The sequence below is a fragment of the Actinoplanes hulinensis genome (assembly GCF_019429605.1).
Lineage (GTDB): Bacteria > Actinomycetota > Actinomycetes > Mycobacteriales > Micromonosporaceae > Actinoplanes > Actinoplanes campanulatus.
This window is the reverse complement of record NZ_JAHXZI010000012.1, coordinates 297,529-316,965: the sequence shown is the minus strand read 5'-3', so window position 1 is coordinate 316,965 and position 19,437 is coordinate 297,529. Positions and strand designations below refer to the sequence as shown.

Below are 19,437 nucleotides of genomic sequence, written 5' to 3'. Positions count from 1 at the left end.
GGCCGCCTCCCGGGCGTCGGCCGCGCTGGCCGCACCCCACGGGTCGGCCGCCGTGTCCGGCGCGGGCGGCTCCGCATCGTCCTCCACCCGGGTGGCCGCGGCCCAGGCCCGGTCCGGGTCGGGCGCCGGCTTGGCGCGTGGCGCCGGTGGGCGGGGCGGCTCCGCGGCCAGCGAGGAGAACGCGCGCATCAGGCCGGCCACGCCGCTGGCGATGTCACCGGCGCTGGCGGCGATCCGCGCGGCGGTCTCCGGGTTCGGGTCGCGCACGGCCGCGATCGCCCGGCAGACCGGGCAGACGCAGCACTCGGCGCTGCCGGTGGCCAGGTCGTCGCGGGACAGCACGCCGATCAGGCCCGCGACGGAGTCACCCAGGAGGCCGAAACCGTCCCCGGACGGATGGCCGCCCGCCGACGACGCCGAGGCCCGGGCGAGGATCGCCGCGACCAGCCGTTCGGCCTCCTCCCGCGCTGACCCGGGCATCCCTGCTCCCCTCGGCCCGCGCTCAGGTCGCGGGCAGGCTCTCGACACGGCGCTTGAGCTCCTTCAGCGCCGTGTCCATAATCATTTTCTCCGCCTTCCGGCGGAACATCCCGAGCATCCCGATCGCGAGATCCACCGCAAGGGTGTACGTCACGGTAGTGCTGCCGTCCGCGTTCTCCACCAGGTCGTACGACCCGTCCTGGGAACGCTGCGTCTTCGACGGCTCGACCAGGTGCCACTCGATCCGGGAGAGGTCGTCGGCGTACGCGTACTCCAGCGTGTACTCGTCGACCAGGACGGTGGCGTCGATCTGGAAGCGCACCCGCGCCGCGTAGCCGTCCTCGTACTCCTCGAGAACCTCCACCTTCTTGATCGACTCGGCCCATTCCGGGTACCGCGGGAAGTCGCAGATCACCGCGGCCACCCGGGCCAGGGGCGCATGGACCTGAATCGACTGTGTCGAGGTGTCCGCCATGCAGGGAGGCTACCCGTTGCGAGGGCCTCGGCGCGCCACCGGGGCATCGTGCTGACGAGCCGATGCCGGACCGGGCCGATACCATCCGTCACGTGCCAGCCCTCGTCAGTGGTCCCGCGCGCATCCGCCCGGCCGAAGCCGCCGCCCGCGTCGTCATGCTCCTGCTGGTCGCCGCGCTCACCCTGACCGCCACCGGCGATCCGGCCCAGCTCGGGTGGATCGGCCTGCTGGCGATCGCGGCGGTGCCGAGCTTCGTGGCCCGGGGGCACGCCGTGCTGGCCCCGCTGGGCCGACTCGCCGAGGTGGTGGTGACCTGTCTGGCGGCCGGCTGGATCGCTGCCGCCGCGCACGCCGCCGACCGGGTCGACGCCGGGTTCGGCGCCGAGGCCGTGCTGCCGTACCTGGCGGTCCCGCTGCTCACCGCGGCTCTGCGCCGCCGCCCGGCCGAGGGGATCACGCTGCTCGCTGTGGCCGCGGCCACGATGGTGGTGGGCGGCGTGCTGGCCGAGCCGGGCGACCCGCTGCGCCAGCCGGGCTATCTGGCCGCCTGCGGGCAGTGGCTGGTGCTCGGCGCGATCATCACGTTCGCCGCCGAGACGATGCGCCAGCTGCTCCAGCCCCCCGAGCCGACCCCGCAGCCGTACGCCGAGGCGACCCGCCTGCTCACCCAGCTCCGCAGCGTGGCCCGGTCACTGCCGGGCGCCACGCTGGACCCGGGCGGCATCTCCGAGCACCTGCTGGAGGAGTTGCGCGCGGTGGCGCCCGGCCACCGGGCGGCGGTGCTGTCGGCGAGCGGCGGCGGCCGGCTCGTGGTGCTGGCGCAGACCGGCGCCGAGCGGGTGGACTGGGAGACCACCCTCGACGCGGACTCGGCCATCGCCGACGCCTGGGCCACCCAGCAGCCGCAGCCGGCCAGCCGCTCGCAGGCGCGCACCCACCCGGGCGGTGACGTGTCGTCGCTGGTGGTGCCGCTGGTCGCCGGGGTGCGGACGATCGGGCTGGTCATTCTCGAGACGGACGCCTCCGGGGCGTACCCGTCCCCGGTGATCCAGGCGGTGACCGAGGTGACCGGCCCGGCCTCGCTGCGGCTGGAGGCCGCCCTGCTCTTCGACGACGTGCGCTCGCTGGCCACCAACGAGGAGCGGCAGCGGCTGGCCCGGGAGATCCACGACGGGGTGGCGCAGGAGCTGGTGATGGTCGGCTACGGCATCGACAACGCCCAGGCCACCCTGCCGGAGGGCGCCGAGGAGACGGCCGAGGAGCTGCGCGTGCTGCGGGCCGAGGTGACCCGGGTGATCACCGAGCTGCGGCTGAGCCTGTTCGAGCTGCGCTCCGAGGTCGACCGCAACGGCGGGCTGGCCGCCGCCATCGCGGAGTACGCGCGGACGCTCGGCACCAGCGCCGGCCTGCGGGTGCACTTCACCTTCGACGAGTCGACGGCCCGGCTGCCGGCCGCCACCGAGGCGGAGTTGCTGCGCATCGCCCAGGAGGCGATCACCAACGCCCGCAAACACGCGGGCGCCTCGAACCTCTGGGTCACGTGTACGGTCGACCCGCCCTACGCTGAGATCGAAGTGTCCGATGATGGCAAGGGGTTCGCGGACACCCGCCCGGACGGCCGTTACGGCCTTACCATCATGGCCGAGCGCGCCGAACGTATCCGAGGACGTCTCAAGATCACACCGCGACACCCCAGCGGGACAACCGTCGCCGTAGTGCTCGGAACCCCGCCTCGGCGCGATAGCGTGCGGGATAGCGTTTCAGCTCCAGAAGGGGAGTAACCCGAGCATGTCGACCAGTCCGGCGCCGACGACGCGCACCAAGGTCCTCCTTGTCGACGATCACGACCTGATTCGTAAGGGGCTGCGACACGCATTCGAGCGCGACCGCCAGTTCGAGGTCGTCGGCGAGGCCGCCACGGCGGCGGAGGCGGTGCGCCAGGCCGGCGCACTCCAGCCCGATGTCGTGATCATGGACCTCCGCCTGCCCGACGGCAGTGGCTTGGAGGCCACCCGAGCCCTGCGGAAGAACAACGCGAACATGGGCATCGTCGTCCTCACCATGTATGCGGGCGATGACCAGCTCTTCGGCGCTCTCGAGGCCGGGGCCAGCGCGTTCGTGCCCAAGACCGCCCCGGCGGACGAGGTGGTGGCCGCCGCCCGGCACGCCGCGTCGGCGCCCAGCGCGTTCACCGCGGCCGATCTGGCCGAGGCCATGAAGCGGCGGCTCGCGCCGTCCGGCCCGCAGCTGTCCCCACGTGAGGGTCAGGTGCTGCGGCTGCTCGCCGACGGCATGAGCGTGGCGGGGATCGCCAAGCAGTTGTTCGTGTCGGAGTCGACCGCGAAGACCCACATCTCGAAGCTCTACGAGAAGCTGGGTGCGGCGAACCGGGCCCAGGCGCTCATGACCGCGCTGCGCCTGGGCCTCCTCGAGGCGCCCGACGCACCGAAGTTCTAGACGTTTCGGACAGATTCGGCGTTTCTTCCACCAAGGCGCCGAATCAACAAATAAGGCCGCGTTAGCGAAACGCGGCCTCCGGGCAATTCGCCGCGCCCTGCTACTCCTCCAGAGACAGCAGGACCTTCCGCAGCAGGCCGTTGAGCTGGACCAGCTCCTCGTGGCGAAGCGCCGCGAGGGCCCGTTGATCCCGGGCGATGCCCTCGAAGATGTATTTGTTCCACATGTCCCGGCCCTTTGCCGTGGGCCGGACCAGCACCCGCCGCCGATCGCTGCCGTCCACCTGCCGCGTGATCAGACCGGCCTCCTCCAGCCGATCCAGACGGCTGGTCATGGCGGCCCTCGTCACGTTCGCCGCCTCGGCCAGCTGCGCCGGCGTGGCCTCGGTCGGCCACGGCTGCACCATCAGCACATGCAGGGTCTTGTAATCCTGCAACGTGAAGTCGTCCCCGGAGGCCGCGAACGCCGCGGCATCCGCACGCTCGATCCACTTCTTGATGTACATCATCCGGACCAGGACGCCCTCGACCTCGGGCGCAAACGCGGGCTCGTCCTTCCAGAAGGCCGCCCACCTGGCCACATGCCGGTCCACGCTGTCTTCCACCAGTGAAGTCTGCCACGGATCTAATTATTCGATTGTTGATAGTTAGACGCCGAACTAATCTTTCGCCGCATGACCCGTGACTTCCGGCTGCTCGCCACCGGCCAGGGCCTCTCCTGGCTGGGCAACGCGTTCCAGACCGTCGCTCTCGCCGTCGCGATCTTCACCACCACCGGCGGCGGCGCCCGCGACCTCGGCCTGGTCATGGCCGCCAACGTGCTAACCCTGCTGACCGGCACGCTGTTCGGCGGCGTCTGGGCCGACCGGCTCCAGCCGCAGCACGTCATGGTCGGCTCCGACCTGATCCGGTTCGGCGCCACCGCCGCGATCGCCGGGATGTTCGCCACCGGCGGCTACCACCTGGCCCTGCTCTGCGCCCTCACCGTCGTGTCAGCCGGCGCCGGCAGCTTCTTCAGCCCGGCGATGAGCGCGCTCAAACCCCTGCTCGTGCCGGCCGAGGACCGGCAGAAGGCCAACGCCACGCTCAGCCTCCTCCAGTCGGCGTGCGGCGTGGCCGGCCCGGTCACCGCCGGCGTCACCGTCGCCGCCTTCGGCGCGCCGGCCGGTTTCACGATCAACGCGGTCAGCTTCCTCGCCTCGATGGTCGCGGCCGCCATGATCCGGGTACGGGCCCCGCGCGGCCCCCGCTCGTCGGTCCGCCGGGACCTGTCCGCCGGATGGCGGGAGATCCGCAGCCGGGACTGGCTGCTCACCAACCTGATCGGCGCGAGCGTCTACCACATCGGCAACGGCGTCATCCTCGTCCTGGTGCAGATGGTCGCGGTGCAGCGGCTCGGCGGGGCGCACGCGATCGGCTGGATCGCCGCGGCCGAGGGCCTGGGCGGGGTGATCGGCTCCGCGGTCGGCATGCGGTTCCGGCCCCGGCGCCTGCTCTTCGCCGGGCTCCTGGCCCTGCCGCTGATGTCGGTCTGGGCCTTCGCCTACGTCTGGCCCGGCACGCTGGCCGCCGTCATGATCGGCGCCGTCTTCGGGTACGCCGGGCTCCTCTTCTACGACGTCGCCTGGGACACCTCACTCCAGGAGAACGTGCCGCACCGCGCGCTCGGCCGGGTCAGCTCCTGGGACTACCTGACCTCGTACCTGGCCATGCCGGTGGGCAACGCCCTGGCCGGGCCGCTGGCCGGCCGGTTCGGCATCGATCGCGTGCTGACGGTGTGCGCCGTCGTCCTGTTCGTGGCGAGCGCCTCGATGCTGCTGGCCCCCGGCTGCCGCCGACTGATCCGCACCGGCGTGCCCGCCCCGGACCCTCGCCCCGGCGCCCTGACCGCAGCCGCTCAGGGCTGAGGGGGAAGCAGCTCGGCGAGCGCCGCGATCAGATGCGGCTTCGTCGGGACACCGGTCGCCCGCCGAACCTCACGCCCCTCGGCATCCAGGATCAACAACGTCGGGGTACGCCAGATGCCCAGCTCCCGAACCTCATCGAGATGGCTCTCGGCATCCACCTCGACGTGGCGCACCGCCGGGAGAAGGGCGGTGACCTCGGCGCTCACCCGGCGCACCGCCCGGCACGGCGCGCAGAACGCGGTGGAGAACTGAAGCAGCGTGGCGGACGCCGGCTCCACCCCGAGCCGCCGCAGCAGGGCAGGGTCGATCCGCACGCCGGAGTCGCTCATGACCCCATCCTCCCGCGCCGGCAGCGGACCCCCGGAAGGCGGCGCGACGGAGGAAGGAGCCGTGGAGAGCCGGGCGACGGGACGCGGGCGGGGAAGGGGCGGAGCCACCGACGGGGCCGACGCGACGAGGATCGAGGGTAGGGCTCACGCGGATTGGTAGGCGCTGGCCTGCAGGGTGAACAACTGCGCATACAGCCCGTCCGCCGCGATCAGCTCCTCGTGGTCGCCCTCCTCGACGACCACCCCGTGATCGAGCACGTAGATCCGGTCCGCCTCCCGGACACTCGCCATCCGGTGGGTGATCAGCACCACGGTCCGCCCCTCGGCCAGGTCCCGCAGCCGCCGGTAGACCTCGTGCTCGGCCCGCGCGTCCAGGTTGGCGGTCGGCTCGTCGCAGATCAGCAGCGGCGCGTCCCGGTGGAAGGCCCGGCTCACGGCGAGCCGCTGCCACTGCCCGCCGGACAGGTCGGCGCCGTCGGTGAAGTGCCGGGACAGCAGGGTCTCGTACTCCCGGGGCAGTTCCATCACGAACTCGTGCGCGTCCCCGGCCCGCGCCGACGCCTGCACGTGGTCGAGGGTCGCCGGCCGGTCGTGCCGCCCGATCGCGATGTTGAGCCGCGCCGACAGCGGCCACCGGATCGGCTCCTGCATGACCACGGCGATCCGATCACGTACCGAATCCGGATCCAGCCGCGCCACGTCGACCCCGTCCCAGGTGACCGTGCCGTGCTGCGGCCGGTGCAGCCCGGCCAGGACGGCGGCCAGCGTCGACTTGCCCGAGCCGTTCTCCCCCACCAGCGCGATGACCTGCCCTCGCCGCAGCGCCATGCTGACCTCCTTGACCGCGGGCCGGTCGGCGTCCGGATAGCTGAACGTCACCCGGTCCAGCCGGATCTCCTGGAAGTCCTGCGGCGCGCGCCGGCCCGGCTCCGGTTCGGCGTGCGCCAGCGACATCTCGCAGAAGCCCTGGAAGTCGGCGAAGTACAGGCCCTGCTCGTACACCCGGTTGACGGTGAAGGCCAGCTCGCGCAGCTTGTCGATGCCGATGTTGATGGCGTAGGCGGCCGCGCCACCGGCGGCCAGCTCCATCCGGCCGGTCCAGAGCAGCCAGCAGAGCATCGCGTACGCCGCGCCGGTCACCAGACCGCTCAGCGCCTGCCCCACCAGGTTGGTCCGGACCACCCGGCCGATCACCCGGATCTCCTCCAACGTGGAGACCCGCAGCAGCCGGCCCACCTCGGTGAGCAGGAACCGCCGGATCGTGAAGGCCCGCAACTCGGCGGCCGGCTCCCGCGCCGCCAGCAGGTAGGCGAGCATCCGCTGACGCCGCCAAACCGCGATCAATCGCAGCTTGCTGCGGTAGCCGAGCCGGGCCGCCCGCACCGCCGCCCAGGCCGTCGGCACCACCGCCAGCACCAGCATCGGCAGCAGCGCCGGGTGCAGCACGGCCAGCACACTCGCGGCCGCGACCAGCCCGACCAGGTGGGTGAGCACCTCGATGCCGTGATCGACCACCTGCTGGGCCGCGAAGATCCCCCGGTCCCGGGCCCGTTCCATGGCGTCGCGCCACTCGGGGTCGTCGAAGGTGACCAGATCGACGCGCGTGGTCAGATCGAGCAGCCGCATCTCGGCGGCCTCGTACACCATCGGGGAGAGCCGTCCGTGCGCCGCCGTCGCGGCCGAGGTGAGCAGGCCACGCACGGCCAGCGCCAAGATCAAGAGCAACAGCGAGGGTACGGCGGCCCGCACCCGTTCCGGCGTCGGTCCCGTCTGGAGCAGCCCGTCCAGCACCCCGACCACGCTGATCAGCCCGAAGGCGGCGGCCAGCCCGGCGGCCAGTTGCAGGGTCAGCACCGCGACGGTGGTCCGGCGGCTGGCCCGCCACCCGAGCAGCCACGCCTCCCTCAGCAGTCTCGGCAGCCGCCGCATCATCTGCAGGAACGTGGTGTTGGCGGCCTCCTCGGTGCTGGTCAGCCAGTAGGGCAGCTCCAGCTCCCCGTCGTCCGGTGTGGTGAACACCGTCTCCGTGGAGTGCTCGTCCCGGGTGGTCTCGCCGGTGGGGGTGGATTCCGGTGCAGCGGCGCCGTCCGGCATCGATGGCCTCCATCGAGGTAGGACTCCGCTTCGTTCCTACGCCGTGCGGCCGGGCATCGTCCACCGGCTTGTCCGGGATTCCGCATTCACTCACGCCCGAATGGTCCGCGATGGACCGTCGCGCGTGTTGATATGTTCCGGCCATGACCACCGACACTTCGGGGGCGGTCCTGCCATCGCCCGCCGACGAGGCCCGGTTCTGGGATCTCCTTGAAGCCGCCTGGGCGGAACTCGGCGACGAACCGGCCGCCGTCCGCCAGCGGCTGATCCAGCGGGAACCGCGCACCTTCCCGGACTGGCTCTACGCCCTGGATCCCTGGTTGCACCCCTTCCTGGACCGTCTCCGGGCACTCAGCGCCGATCTGAACAGCGGCGAACTCACCGACCTGGACCGCGTCATGGAGCGCAAGCTGTTCGACATCGACCGCCGGGACATCCACGAGGTGGCCGACGGATCCGACGACGGTTTCCTCTACGCGCGTGGCTTCATCGTCGCCGCCGGCCGGGAGTTCTACGAGGCGGTCCGGGCGAACCCGGGCCTGGCCGTCGAGGAAGCCGGGTGCGAGTCGCTCGTCTACCTCTTCGCCCACCTGCACGAGGAGCGTTTCGGCACGTGGCCGGTCACCGGATCGGGCGTGAGCCGAGAGTCCTTCAGCAATCCGGAGGGCTGGGCCTAGGGACCGGTGAGCAGGCCGGTGAGGCGGGCGGCCTGCTTCTCCCAGCGCCACTCGCGCTCCACCCAGGCCCGGCCGGCCTCGCCCATCGCCTTCGCCCGCACCGGGTCGCCGAGCAGCTCGGCGACCCGGGCCGCGATGGCCGGGACGTCGGTGCCGCCGACCACGTAGCCGGTCTCGCCCTCGCGGACCGCGTCGGGGGCGCCGCCCGAGTCGCCGCCGACGACCGGCAGGCCGGTGGCGGAGGCCTCCAGGTAGACGATGCCGAGGCCCTCCACGTCGAGACCGGCGGCACGGGTCCGGCAGGGCATGGCGTAGACGTCGCCGGCCGCGTAGTGGTCGGGCAGCTCGGCCCACGGGACCGAGCCGGTGAACACCACGTCGGCCTCGACGTCGTGCTCCCGGGCCAGCCGTTCCAGCGTTTTACGGTACGGACCGCCGCTGACCAGCAGCAGCGCGGCGCCCGGCACCCGGCGGCGGATCTCCGGGAGGGCGCGGATCAGCATGTCCTGGCCCTTGCGCGGGACGAGCCGGGAGACGCAGACCACCACCGGGCGGCCGGTCAGCCCGTGCCGCCTGCGGACGGCCTCGCCGTCCACACCGGGATGGAACTTCTCCACATCCACACCAGGGGCGAGCCGCCGCAGCTCGGTAAGGCCGTGCAGGGCCCGGTCGAGGCGGGTGCGCTGGTACTCCCCCAGGTAGGTGATCACGTCGTTGCCCCGGGCGATGCGGCGCAGCAGGCCGCGGGCTCCGGGCAGGGCCGCCCAGCCGATCTCGTGCCCGTGGGTGATGCCGACCGCCCGCTCGACGCCCGCGTCGCGGCGCAGGCCGTGGGCGAGCAGGCCGAGTGGCGCGGCCGCCCCGAACAGGACGCGGTCGCAGCCGTGCGCGCGGGCCAGCCCGGCCGCCCGGCGGGCCACCGACGGGGTGGGCAGCAGGATGCCGGTGTCCTCGCGGACCACCTCGAACGGCTGCTCGGCGTCGAACGCCGCGGACCCGCGCCAGGTGGACGAGTAGACCACGATCGACCCGGCCGGCTGCCGGACCGCCAGGTTGTGCACGAACTGCTGGATCCCGCCGGGCCGGGGCGGGAAGTCGTTGGTGACCAGGAGCGTGCGCATCAGCGGGCGCCCTGGGCCCAGGCGCGGGCGGCGGCCATGCGCTGCACGGTGGACGGGTGCGAGGCGAACATGGCGTGCTCCCAGGACGGTGGATCGGGGTCGGCGAGGTTGACGGTGCCGAGGCGGCGCTGCATCGCCTCGAAGGTAGCCGGGTCGCCGGTCAGCTCGAGCGCGTGGCTGTCGGCACGGGCCTCGACCCGGCGGGAGACGAACGACTGGGCCGGGCCGGCGATCAGGCCGGCGACCGTGGTGACGGCCAGGAGCAGGCCGATCGCGCGGGGCTCGGCGATCGACTCCACCCCGGCCAGGCGCAGCAGCCCGGTCCACGAGCCGAGCAGATAGAGGACGATCACCGCGACGGCGGACCCGAGCGCGCCCATGATCGTGCCGGTGAGCACGTCGTTGTCCTTGGCGTGGCCCAGCTCGTGCGCGGTCACCGAGACCACCTCGCCGGGCGTGGCCTCGGTCAGCATGGTGTCGTAGACGACGATCCGGCGGGTCGGGCCGAGCCCGGAGACGTAGGCGTTCACCGCGCGGGTGCGGCGGGAGGCATCCGCCACCAGGACGTCCTTCACCGGGACGCCGTCGCGCTCGGCGAGCGCGAGCAACTCGCTCCGCAACGGGCCGTCCGCCATCGGGGTGAACCGGTTGAAGATCGGCTCGACCACCACCGGCAGCACGAACGAGAGCAGCACCACGAGCCCGGCCGCTCCGGCCGCCCCGAAGGCCCACCACCAGCGCGGCGCGAAGTGGGTGACGGTGAAGAAGGCGGCCAGCACCACCCCACCGAGGACCGCGCCCACCCCGAACGACTTGAGCAGGTCGACCGCCCAGCTGCCCCAGGTCTGGGTGGAGATGCCGTAGCGCACCACCACGGTGTGCCGCCAGATCGCCAGCGGCAGGGTGAGCAGCTCGGCGACGAACACCACGGCGAGCCCGCCGAGGACGGCCCGGGCCAGCCAGTGGTCACCGAACGGGCGGCCGGCCAGCTCGACCAGCCGGGCGCCGAGCGGGGTGAGACCGAGGGCGAGGGCGATCAGCAGGCCGAGGAGCATCCCCGCATACGACAGCGGGCGCAGCTCGGCGTGGAAGGCGCGGGAGCGGGCCACCTGGTCGGCCGGGAACTGGCCGAGGGCGGCGAGCTGGTCGGCGCGCGGGGCCGGAGCACGGTGCCAGGGCACGGCCACGGCCACGAACCCGATCAGGGCCACCAGCAGCACGATCAGGGCGCCGCCCGCCCAGAGCCGGGGTGCCATCACACCGCTCACCTGCCCCTCCCAGCCCTGCCGAACGCGCGACAGGGCACGTGTGATCGCCCATCCTAGAGAGGCCGGCACGATCCGGCCGCCCGCCCGTCATGATCACGCCACGTCACGGCCGGGCGGGAGCAACCGCACCACGACCGGCGGGGGTGGCGTCCGCAACAACTCCACCTCGAACCCGGCCAGCTCGAACGTCTCGATCGCCCGCAACTCTCCCGGCGTCAGGTCGGCGATCCCGTCAGGGGTGTCCATCAGCACGCTGACCAGGCAGCCGTCGCAGTCGACGGTCCGCTCGGCGCAGCGCCCACAATCGATGATCATGACCTTCCCTCCATTCGGAGAGACGGTCCGCCAGCGGACCGCCACCATCGGTGACAGTCACGCTAAGCGAGGGGTACGACAGTTTTACGAGCGCGACAGCCGGCGCAGCAACGAATCGGCGCCCATCGGGTAGGCGCCGTGCCGCCGCACCCCGTCAGCCACCTCCCGGTCGGAGGAGACCACCACGACCGGGCGGCCCGGCGGCTCGGCCCGGACCAGCTGGCGGATCAGCTCGTCGGCGGTGGTGCCCTTGCGGGAGAAGAGCACCCGCACACCGCGCGGCGCGGGTGGCAGACCGTGCACCCGCTCGGCCCCGTCGAAGACGACGGTGACCTCGTCGCCGGTCTGTGCGGCTATCCCGCCGAGACCGGTGATCAGGCGTTTGCGCTGCTGTTCGAGAGACATGTCGGCGAAGCCGCGCTTGGTGACGTTGTAACCGTCGACGACCAGGTGCGCCCGGGGCAGGGCGAGCAACTGGTCGAGGCGGCCCGGGTCGTCGGTGTCCTGGGCGCGGGCGCGGGACCGCTCGGGCGCGCCGGGGCGGTCGGCGGAGACCTCGGCCACGAAGTCGGCCGGCAGCTTGTCGGCCGGGCCGAGGGCCAGCTCCCGCCGCAGGCCGGTGGCGGCCTGGCCGATCGTCTCGAGCAGCAGCCAGAGGCGGGCGTCGTCGACCGACCGCGCGTCCTTGGCGGCCTGCTTGCCGGTGGCCGCGGTGGCCTCGGCGTCGGCGAGGCGGGAGCGCAGACGGCGCAGCTCCGCCTCGTGATCGAGGGCGACCCGCGCGGCCCGGCCCTTCTCGGTGGCGAGCAGGTCGCCGGCGCGCTTCTGTGCGGCCTGCGCCTCCCGCAGCGCCTTGGCCGTGGCCCGCGACTCCTCGCGCAGCTGGTTCAGCTCCTCGCGGACCCGGGCCAGCTCGTCGCGCAGCTTCTCGGCCTCGACCCGGGCGACCGCCCGGTCGTGCTCGGCGCGGGTGGCGCGCTGCTCGGCGGCACGCACCTGGGCGGCCACCGCGGCGCTGTCCGCCTCGGCCCGGACGGCGTCGCCGGCGGCGCCGATCAACTCCCGCCAGCCCTCGGGACGGGCCAGGTAGGCCAGTGCCGCCACCTCGACCGGATCGGCCGCCGCCGGTGCGACGCCGCTGGTCACGGCCGTGCCGAGATCACCGGCCTCGGCCATGATGCGGCCGCCGATGCGCTGCCGGAAGACCGGGTCGGAGACCAGCTGGGCGGCGATGTCGCGGCCGCCGAGGCGGGCTCTGCGGTTGGGCGCGAAGCGGGCCACCCGGCGCAGCGGCACCGGCATCTCGTCGGGAGGCAGGCCGGGCAGCGCGGCGGCTGCCAGGGCGGTGATCCGCTGACGGACCGCCTCGGGCAGAACCGGCTCGGGGGCGTAGTCCGCAGCCTCCGGCGCCGCCTCCTCCTCGGGGCGGTCGTCGGGGTCGAACAGCACGGACATCCACCCATTCTCACACCGCTCACGACCTATTGGCCCAGCGGAGCAGGTGATCTTTTCTCACCCCGGCCCCGGTTTATGTCGTACCCGCGCTTTAAAGTTCCGGCCCGTGACACAACCGGCGTACGTGCAGGGCACTCTGGACACGCTGCTGTCCGCTGACGGGTCGGTGGATCCGGCGGCGCTGTCCCTCGCGGACACCACTTTCGTGGTGCTCGACCTGGAGACCACCGGCGGTGCTCCGGACGGCGCCGGGATCACCGAGATCGGCGCGGTCAAGGTGCGTGCCGGTGAGCGCCTGGGCGAGTTCGCGACGCTGGTCAACCCGGGTGAGGCACTGCCGCCGTTCATCACCGTCCTGACCGGCATCACCGAGGCGATGCTGCGGCCGGCGCCGCCGATCGAGACGGTGCTGCCGTCGCTGCTGGAGTTCCTGCGCGGGGCGGTCCTGGTCGCCCACAACGCGCCGTACGACGTGGGCTTCCTCAAGGCCGCCTGCGCCCGGCACGGCTACCCCTGGCCGAACCCACGGGTGCTGGACACCGCGGCGCTGGCCCGGCGCGCCCTGACCCGCGACGAGGTGCCCAACCGCAAGCTGGGCACGCTGGCCCACTTCTTCCGGTCCACGGTGCAGCCGAACCACCGTGCGCTGGACGACGCGAAGGCCACGGTCGACGTGCTGCACGGCCTGATCGAGCGGCTGGGCAGCTTTCAGGTGCACACGCTGGGCGACGCCGTCGAGTTCGCCCGGGCGGTCACGCCCGCCCAGCGCCGGCAGCGGCACCTGGCCGACGGGTTGCCGCACGTCCCGGGGGTCTACCTGTTCCGGGCCGCCGACGACCGGCCGCTCTACGTGGGCACGTCGAAGGACATCGCCACCCGGGTGCGCAGCTATTTCACGGCCGGCGAGAAGCGGGCGCGGATCTCCGAGATGCTCACCGCGGCGGTCCGGGTGGAGGCGGTGGAGTGCGCCCACCCGCTCGAGGCGGAGGTCCGTGAGCTGCGGTTGATCGCCGCGCACGCGCCGCCGTACAACCGCCGGTCGAAGTTCCCGGAGCGGGTGGTGTGGCTGAAACTGACCGCCGAGGCCTACCCACGTCTGTCCGTGGTCCGCAAGCTGACCGAGGACGGCGCCACCTACCTGGGCCCGTTCTCGTCCCGCCGGACGGCGGAGCTGGCCGCCGCCGGGGTCTACGACGCGGTGCCGCTGCGGCAGTGCAACCACAAGCTCTCGCTGCGCTCGAAGACGCCGGCCTGCGCGCTGGCCGAGCTGGGCCGGTGCCCGGCGCCCTGCGAGCACGAAATCACCCCGGAGGAGTACGACGCCCGCGCCGCCCTGCCCTTCCGGACCGCCACCTCGGGCGACCCGGGCCCGGTGGTGGACGCCGTCCTGGCCCGGATCGACACGCTCGCCGACCGTGAGCGGTTCGAGGAGGCCGCGGTCGTCCGGTCCCGGCTGATCGCCCTGCTGCGGGCCCTGGTGCGGATGCAGCGGCTGGAGGCGCTGACCCGGCTGGAGGAGATCGTGGCGGCCCGCCGGGACGACAAGGGCGGCTGGGAGATCTCGGTGATCCGGCACGGCCGGCTGGCGGCGGCGGCCACCTCCCCGCCGCGCGAGCATCCCCGCCCGACCCTGGACGCGGCGAGGCTGACGGCGGAGACGGTGCTGCCCGGCCCCGGCCCGGCGCCGGCCGCGACGGCCGAGGAGAGCGAGCGGATCCTGGCATGGCTGGAGCGGCCGGACACCCGCTTGGTGGAAACCTCGGGCGACTGGGTGTCACCGGTTCGTGGCGCCGCGCGTTTCACCTCCCTTCTCACCAGGGCTGAAGCCGCCGCATCGCATCAAGACTCAGCCGTTCGCCTATCGGTAAGTGACCGTTCGGATGACGCTCGCTCGCATAGGCTGTAAGGCACGCGCAACTGAAGCAAAAGAATCCCGGTAATCGTTCGTCACATTTGTAGGCCCGCGCCTTGGCGAGCGGACCCTTCCGATGATTCTCTTGCGGCAGCAAAACGCGAGGCGACTCCACGCATCGGCTGATGCGCGGGCGATCGGTGAGGGGGTGTCCGGGTGGACGTCGACGCCGGCCACGGCGCCGCCTTCGGTCATGCCCTGCCGACCACGTCCCAGGACCTCTCCTTCACGCGGCGGCTGCGCTCACTGTTCAGCTTCCAGGGCGACGACGACGATCCGGTCGCGACACTGGCCCGCACACACCGCAGCATCCACTCCTCCGCCGACGTCGCCGTGCTGCGCCGCAGCTACGCGATCGCGGAGAGCATGCACCGCGGCCAGTTCCGCAAGAGCGGCGATCCGTACATCACGCATCCCCTGGCGGTCGCGCAGATCTGCGCCGAGCTCGGCATGGACACCACCACCCTGGTCGCCGCGCTGCTGCACGACACGGTGGAGGACACCAGTTACACGCTGGAGGCGCTCCAGGGCGACTTCGGCCCCGAGGTGGCCCACCTGGTCGACGGTGTGACCAAGTTCGACAAGGCGTATTACGGGAAGGCCGCCGAGGGCGAGACGATCCGCAAGATGATCGTCGCGGCCGGCAAGGACGTCCGGGTCCTGATCATCAAGCTGGCCGACCGGTTGCACAACATGCGCACGCTGGGCGCCCGCTCCACCGCCTCCCGGGCCCGGATCGCCACGGCCACGCTGGACGTGCTCGTCCCGCTCTGCGACCGGCTCGGCATCCAGGCCCTCAAGCGCGACCTCGACGACGTGGTGCTCTTCCACCTCGAGCCGGACTCGTTCGCCCGCATCGACGAGCACGTGAAGAACCGCCCCGGGTGGGACGACTACCTCGCCGACGTGTCGCACCACGCCCGGTCCGCGCTGCGCCGCTCCCGGGTGACCGCCGAGGTGACCCCGCGTCCCCGGCACTACTACTCGATCTGGAAGGACACGGTCGCGGGCGGGCACACCGTACCCCTCGATCTTCCCCGGATCGCCGTGGTGGTGGACGGCCCGGACACCGACTGTTACGCCGCTCTCGGCGCCATCCACGGGCGCTGGCGCCCGGTGGCCGGCCGGTTCAAGGACTTCATCGCCTCGCCGAAGAACAACCTGTACCGATCTCTGCACACCACCGTGGTCGGCCCGGAGGGCAAGCTGGTCGAGGTGCTGATCCGCACCAAGACCATGCACCGCTACTCGGAGTACGGCGTCGCCACCAGCTACCGATATCCCAAGGTGGCCGACGAGCCACCCGGCGCCGATCAGCTGACCTGGCTGAAACGAGTACTCGACTGGCAACAGGACACGACGGACGCGACACAGTTCCTCGACTCGCTCCGATGTGACCTCGCCGAGGGCCAGATCACGGTCTTCGCTCACGGCAACGCCTACGAGTTACCCAGTCAGTCCACCCCGGTCGACCTGGCGTACGAGTTGGGCCCCCGACAGGGCGACCAGTGCCTCGCCGCCACCATCAACGGACGTCTCGCCCCCCTCAGCTCCCCCCTCCGCGACGGTGACGTCGTCGAGATCTTCTCCGAGTCCGACGGTCACGTCGAGACCGAGCCCAGCGAGCCGCGTGGCCCCCGCAAGGAGTGGCTCGGTTTCGTCAAGTCCAGCCAGGCGCAGATGCAGATCAACCGGTTCTTCGACGAGAAGAACGAGCCGGGCATCAGCATCGCCGACAAGGTCCGCCTGGGCCGGGCCACCATCGGGCTCACCCTCCGCAAGCACGACCGGGGCCTGGCCAGCGAGGTTCCGCTGCGCCGGCTCGCCGAGGAACTCGGCTACCCCGACCTGGAAACGCTGCTGGTCGCCGTGTGCGAGCGCAATCTCGAACCGGACGCGGTCGTCGAGCAGCTCATCGCCCTGGTCGACCACCCCGACTGAGCCGCACAGCCTCCCCCGTTAGCCTTACGCCGTGAACATTCCCCGGCAGATCCGCGGCCTCGCGTATCAGGCCTTCTACGGGCTGCCACTACCGGTCCGCCGGCACGTGGCCCGGATGGTCTCGCCCAAGTACCTGGTCGGCGCGGTGACGATCATCAGCGATGCGGAGACCGACGGTCCCCGGCGCATCCTCCTGCTGCGCCAGCCGCCGGGCCGCGGCTGGGGCCTTCCGGCCGGCCTTCTCAAGCGCCGCGAACTGCCCGCGGTGGGCGCCGCCCGCGAGCTCTTCGAAGAGGCGGGGGTCCGCGTGGAGCCCGGTGATCTGACGCCCGGCAACCCGAACGCGATCGTCCACCCGAACGGTGGCGTGGTCGACACCGTCTGGTTCGGCTCGGTGCCGGCGTCGAGCACCCCGCTGGCGGTCGACGGTGGCGAGGTCCTGGAAGCCCGCTGGTTCCCGGTCGACGACCTGCCGGACCTGACCTGGCCCACCGCCCGGCTGCTCGGCATCTACGGCCTCGGGCCGCGCGCCGGCGAACTGCCGCCGTCCATCCCGGCCGGCAGCTACCACATCCCGTCCCCGGCCTCTGGGGAGTGACGTGACGATTCCTCCCACCCCCGTGCCGGTGTGCGGCGCGGTGCTGGCCGCCGGTGAGGGCCGGCGCCTGCGGCCGATCACCGAGACGCTGCCGAAGTCGCTCTGCCCGGTCGGCAACCTGCCCCTGCTCGACCACGCCCTGCGCCGGCTGGCCGGTCTCGGCCTGTCCGGCCCGGCCGACGTCGCCGTGAACGCCGCCTACCTGGCCTCGCAGGTGGTGGCCCACGTCGGCCACCGCGCCCACCTGTCGGTGGAGCCGGACGGCCCGATCGGCACCTCCGGCGGCATCGGCCGGCTGCGCCCGTGGATCGACGGCCGCGCGATCCTGGCCGGGAACGCCGACGCCTACCTGCACGATCCGGCCCGCGACCCGGGTAAGGACATCGCGGCCCTGCTGGACGGCTGGTCCGGCGAGACCGTGCGGATGCTGACCATGCCGTGCCGTCCGGGCGAGACCGGCGGGTTCAGCGGGCACCGGTTCGCCGGCTTCTCGCTCATCCCGTGGCGCTACGCCAAGGACCTGGCCGACGTGGACAGCAGCCTGGTCCGGACCGTGTGGCGCCCGGCCGAGGCGGCCGGCGAGCTGGAGCTGATCGGCTACCAGGGTTTCTACCTGGACACCGGCACCCCGGCCGACTACCTGGCCGCCAACCTGCACGTCGCCGGCGGCGCCACCCTGGCCGACCCCTCGGCCCGGGTCACCGGAGAGGCCGTCGCGTCGGTGCTCGGCGCGGGCTCGGTCGTCGAGGGCACGGTCCACCGGTCGGTGCTCCTGCCGGGCGCCCACGTCGCGCCGGGCGAGCACCTCACCGAGGCCATCCGGACGGCCACCGGCCTGACCGTCCAGGTCTGAGGGCGTGTGCGGGGCGGGGCCGGGTGGGCATAGCATGAGCGCGACCCACTTTTGTCCTCAGAGACGAGGAGTGCGCTGGTGAACACCGCGATCGTCCACATCGACTGCGCGACCGACTCGATTCCGGAGGTGGCCGGAGCGCTGGCCGCACTGGACGGGGTGAGTGAGGTCTACTCCGTGGCCGGAGGCGTGGATCTGATCGCGATCGTCCGGGTGCCGCACTTCGACGACATCGCCGAGGTGATCGCGGGGCGGATCTCCAAGACGCCCGGCGTGATCAACAGCGAGACGTTCGTGGCCTTCCGCGCCTACTCGAAGCACGACCTCGAGGACGCCTTCGCCATCGGCCTGCCGGACGCCGACTGACGTTGCGCCCGCTCTGGCTGCTGACCGACGAGTACAGCGACGACCTACCCGAGCCCGAGTTGTCCCGGCCGGTCGGGACGTGCGCCGAGATCGACGGGCTGTTCGCCGACCTGCCCGAGCCCGGCCTGGAACGGTTCGCGCTGGTGGACTGCGATCCCGAGCCGGGGTTGCGGGGCCGCCTCGGTGAGGTGTGCCTGGAGGCCCCGCCGCACGACACGTGGCTGCGGGACGTGACCGTGGTGGGCGCCGGCGACGGCCGGGTCGAGCTGACCGGGCGGGTGCACGCCGAGCACCATCTGCGGCCGGAAACCGAGATGCCGGCCGGCTCCGTCGACCGGTTCCGGCTCAGCCTGCCGGACGACACCACGCTGGCCCGCTGCCGTGCGGTCGAGGGCGTCTACCGCGAGCGTCCGGAGCTGGAGCCACCCAGCGTGCGCCTGATCGGTTTCCGGCCGGAGCCGTGGTTCCGGGATCGCCTGGCGAGATGGCGCCCGGGGCGCCTTCGGATCGCCGCCTCCGTCTCCGGCCTGGCCGCCGACGGGCGGAAGCTGGGCACCCTCGAACCGGGAGTGTTCGCGGACGTGACGGCGGTCCGGCCGTCCCCGCTCGGCCCGGAGCTGTTCGACGTCGACCTGGACGGCGGGATGATCGACCCGATCCCGGCGCGGGCCCGGGCGCTCTGGGACGGCTGGCTGGAGCGGCCGCCCGGCGCGCCGGGCACCTGGCACCCTCTGGACACCGCGACGCGTCACGAGTGGCTCCGGCTGGCCCTGGCCGGCCACCGGCACGACTCCCCCGACCGGCCCGCGGGTGCGGTCTACCACCTGGACGGCCGGTACGTCACCGACGTGAACGGCTTCTACTGCGCGCTCGGTGAGGCGATCAACGGCCCCGGTGGCTACTTCGGCTGGAACCTCGACGCCGTCGACGACTGCCTCCGCGGCCGATGGGGCGCCACCACCCCGTTCCGCCTGGAGTGGAGCCACTTCCCGGTGGCCCGGACGAGCCTCGGCGGCGACGAGGTCGACTACCTCGTCGGTCTTCTCACCGAGGGAGACCGCGTGACGGTCGTACCGGGCGGGTGACCACCCACTCCGGCCCGGCGGGCGCGCCGCGGCCGGGAGTGGGCAGCGCCTCGCGTGGCTCGGCGGGACGGGGTGATTTCTTCCGGTACGGGCGTGCCCGTACCG

General features: G+C 72.6%; 18 protein-coding genes and 1 pseudogene. 10 read left to right on the top strand and 9 right to left on the bottom strand.

Annotation, left to right across the window (positions count from 1 at the left end):
* Nucleotides 1-480, bottom strand: a pseudogene (locus KZ829_RS24090) (hypothetical protein); the annotation flags it as partial.
* Between the two features lie 22 nt (nucleotides 481-502).
* Complete coding sequence (locus KZ829_RS24085) at nucleotides 503-955, bottom strand: SRPBCC family protein (RefSeq protein ID WP_220146165.1); 453 nt, start codon at nucleotides 953-955, stop codon at nucleotides 503-505.
* A gap of 92 nt (nucleotides 956-1,047) precedes the next feature.
* Here KZ829_RS24085 and KZ829_RS24080 point away from each other — a divergent pair, with 92 nt between their 5' ends.
* Nucleotides 1,048-2,736: a GAF domain-containing sensor histidine kinase gene (locus KZ829_RS24080; protein WP_372453892.1), complete on the top strand. Its 1,689-nt coding sequence runs from the start codon at nucleotides 1,048-1,050 to the stop codon at nucleotides 2,734-2,736.
* 7 nt (nucleotides 2,737-2,743) lie between these two features.
* Entirely contained in the window at nucleotides 2,744-3,412 is a 669-nt protein-coding gene (locus KZ829_RS24075) for a response regulator transcription factor (protein WP_014688640.1), read from the top strand.
* Nucleotides 3,413-3,512: 100 nt separating this feature from the next.
* Here KZ829_RS24075 and KZ829_RS24070 read toward each other — a convergent pair whose 3' ends face one another.
* The gene (locus tag KZ829_RS24070; RefSeq protein WP_308285636.1) at nucleotides 3,513-4,016 is read right to left on the bottom strand and encodes a MarR family winged helix-turn-helix transcriptional regulator; all 504 of its coding nucleotides are present in this window, start codon (nucleotides 4,014-4,016) and stop codon (nucleotides 3,513-3,515) included.
* Between the two features lie 69 nt (nucleotides 4,017-4,085).
* On the opposite strand from KZ829_RS24070, the gene KZ829_RS24065 reads away from it, so the two are divergent.
* A complete protein-coding gene (locus KZ829_RS24065) occupies nucleotides 4,086-5,318 on the top strand; it encodes an MFS transporter (protein WP_220146164.1) in 1,233 nt (410 codons plus the stop codon).
* Here KZ829_RS24065 and KZ829_RS24060 read toward each other — a convergent pair.
* Nucleotides 5,309-5,647 carry a TlpA family protein disulfide reductase gene (locus KZ829_RS24060; RefSeq protein ID WP_220146163.1) on the bottom strand — a complete coding sequence of 113 codons (339 nt, stop codon included), beginning with the start codon at nucleotides 5,645-5,647 and terminating at the stop codon, nucleotides 5,309-5,311. The two genes, KZ829_RS24065 and KZ829_RS24060, sit on opposite strands and share 10 nt — an antisense overlap.
* A 144-nt stretch (nucleotides 5,648-5,791) precedes the next feature.
* Nucleotides 5,792-7,741, bottom strand: a complete 1,950-nt coding sequence (locus KZ829_RS24055; RefSeq protein WP_220146162.1) for an ABC transporter ATP-binding protein — start codon at nucleotides 7,739-7,741, stop codon at nucleotides 5,792-5,794.
* A 143-nt stretch (nucleotides 7,742-7,884) separates the two neighbouring features.
* Here KZ829_RS24055 and KZ829_RS24050 point away from each other — a divergent pair, with 143 nt between their 5' ends.
* Nucleotides 7,885-8,418: a DUF4240 domain-containing protein gene (locus KZ829_RS24050; RefSeq protein ID WP_220146161.1), complete on the top strand. Its 534-nt coding sequence runs from the start codon at nucleotides 7,885-7,887 to the stop codon at nucleotides 8,416-8,418.
* Here the strand turns inward: KZ829_RS24050 and KZ829_RS24045 are convergent.
* The 4 genes from KZ829_RS24045 to KZ829_RS24030 all read right to left on the bottom strand — a co-directional run bounded on the left by KZ829_RS24045 (nucleotide 8,415) and on the right by KZ829_RS24030 (nucleotide 12,577).
* Entirely contained in the window at nucleotides 8,415-9,539 is a 1,125-nt protein-coding gene (locus KZ829_RS24045; RefSeq protein ID WP_281428205.1) for a glycosyltransferase family 4 protein, read from the bottom strand. The genes KZ829_RS24050 and KZ829_RS24045 overlap by 4 nt on opposite strands.
* Entirely contained in the window at nucleotides 9,539-10,795 is a 1,257-nt protein-coding gene (locus tag KZ829_RS24040) for a M48 family metallopeptidase (protein ID WP_220146185.1), read from the bottom strand. The genes KZ829_RS24045 and KZ829_RS24040 overlap by 1 nt, the downstream gene beginning before the upstream one ends.
* A gap of 105 nt (nucleotides 10,796-10,900) precedes the next feature.
* Nucleotides 10,901-11,122 carry a hypothetical protein gene (locus tag KZ829_RS24035; RefSeq protein WP_204295390.1) on the bottom strand — a complete coding sequence of 74 codons (222 nt, stop codon included), beginning with the start codon at nucleotides 11,120-11,122 and terminating at the stop codon, nucleotides 10,901-10,903.
* Nucleotides 11,123-11,206: 84 nt separating this feature from the next.
* Nucleotides 11,207-12,577: an NYN domain-containing protein gene (locus KZ829_RS24030; protein ID WP_183217271.1), complete on the bottom strand. Its 1,371-nt coding sequence runs from the start codon at nucleotides 12,575-12,577 to the stop codon at nucleotides 11,207-11,209.
* Between the two features lie 106 nt (nucleotides 12,578-12,683).
* Between KZ829_RS24030 and KZ829_RS24025 the strand changes: the two genes are divergently transcribed.
* The 6 genes from KZ829_RS24025 to KZ829_RS24000 all read left to right on the top strand — a co-directional run bounded on the left by KZ829_RS24025 (nucleotide 12,684) and on the right by KZ829_RS24000 (nucleotide 19,332).
* Entirely contained in the window at nucleotides 12,684-14,483 is a 1,800-nt protein-coding gene (locus KZ829_RS24025; RefSeq protein WP_220146160.1) for a DEDD exonuclease domain-containing protein, read from the top strand.
* 162 nt (nucleotides 14,484-14,645) lie between these two features.
* On the top strand, nucleotides 14,646-16,430 hold the full coding sequence (locus KZ829_RS24020; RefSeq protein WP_220146159.1) for a RelA/SpoT family protein: 1,785 nt from the start codon (nucleotides 14,646-14,648) through the stop codon (nucleotides 16,428-16,430).
* 31 nt (nucleotides 16,431-16,461) lie between these two features.
* The gene (locus tag KZ829_RS24015) at nucleotides 16,462-17,028 is read left to right on the top strand and encodes an NUDIX hydrolase (protein WP_220146158.1); all 567 of its coding nucleotides are present in this window, start codon (nucleotides 16,462-16,464) and stop codon (nucleotides 17,026-17,028) included.
* 1 nt (nucleotide 17,029) lies between these two features.
* On the top strand, nucleotides 17,030-17,881 hold the full coding sequence (locus KZ829_RS24010; protein ID WP_308285635.1) for a sugar phosphate nucleotidyltransferase: 852 nt from the start codon (nucleotides 17,030-17,032) through the stop codon (nucleotides 17,879-17,881).
* A gap of 78 nt (nucleotides 17,882-17,959) precedes the next feature.
* Nucleotides 17,960-18,247, top strand: a complete 288-nt coding sequence (locus KZ829_RS24005; RefSeq protein ID WP_183217263.1) for an Lrp/AsnC family transcriptional regulator — start codon at nucleotides 17,960-17,962, stop codon at nucleotides 18,245-18,247.
* Between the two features lie 2 nt (nucleotides 18,248-18,249).
* Nucleotides 18,250-19,332, top strand: coding sequence for a barstar family protein (locus KZ829_RS24000; RefSeq protein ID WP_220146157.1), 1,083 nt, complete (start codon nucleotides 18,250-18,252; stop codon nucleotides 19,330-19,332).
* Nucleotides 19,333-19,437 lie beyond the last annotated feature (105 nt).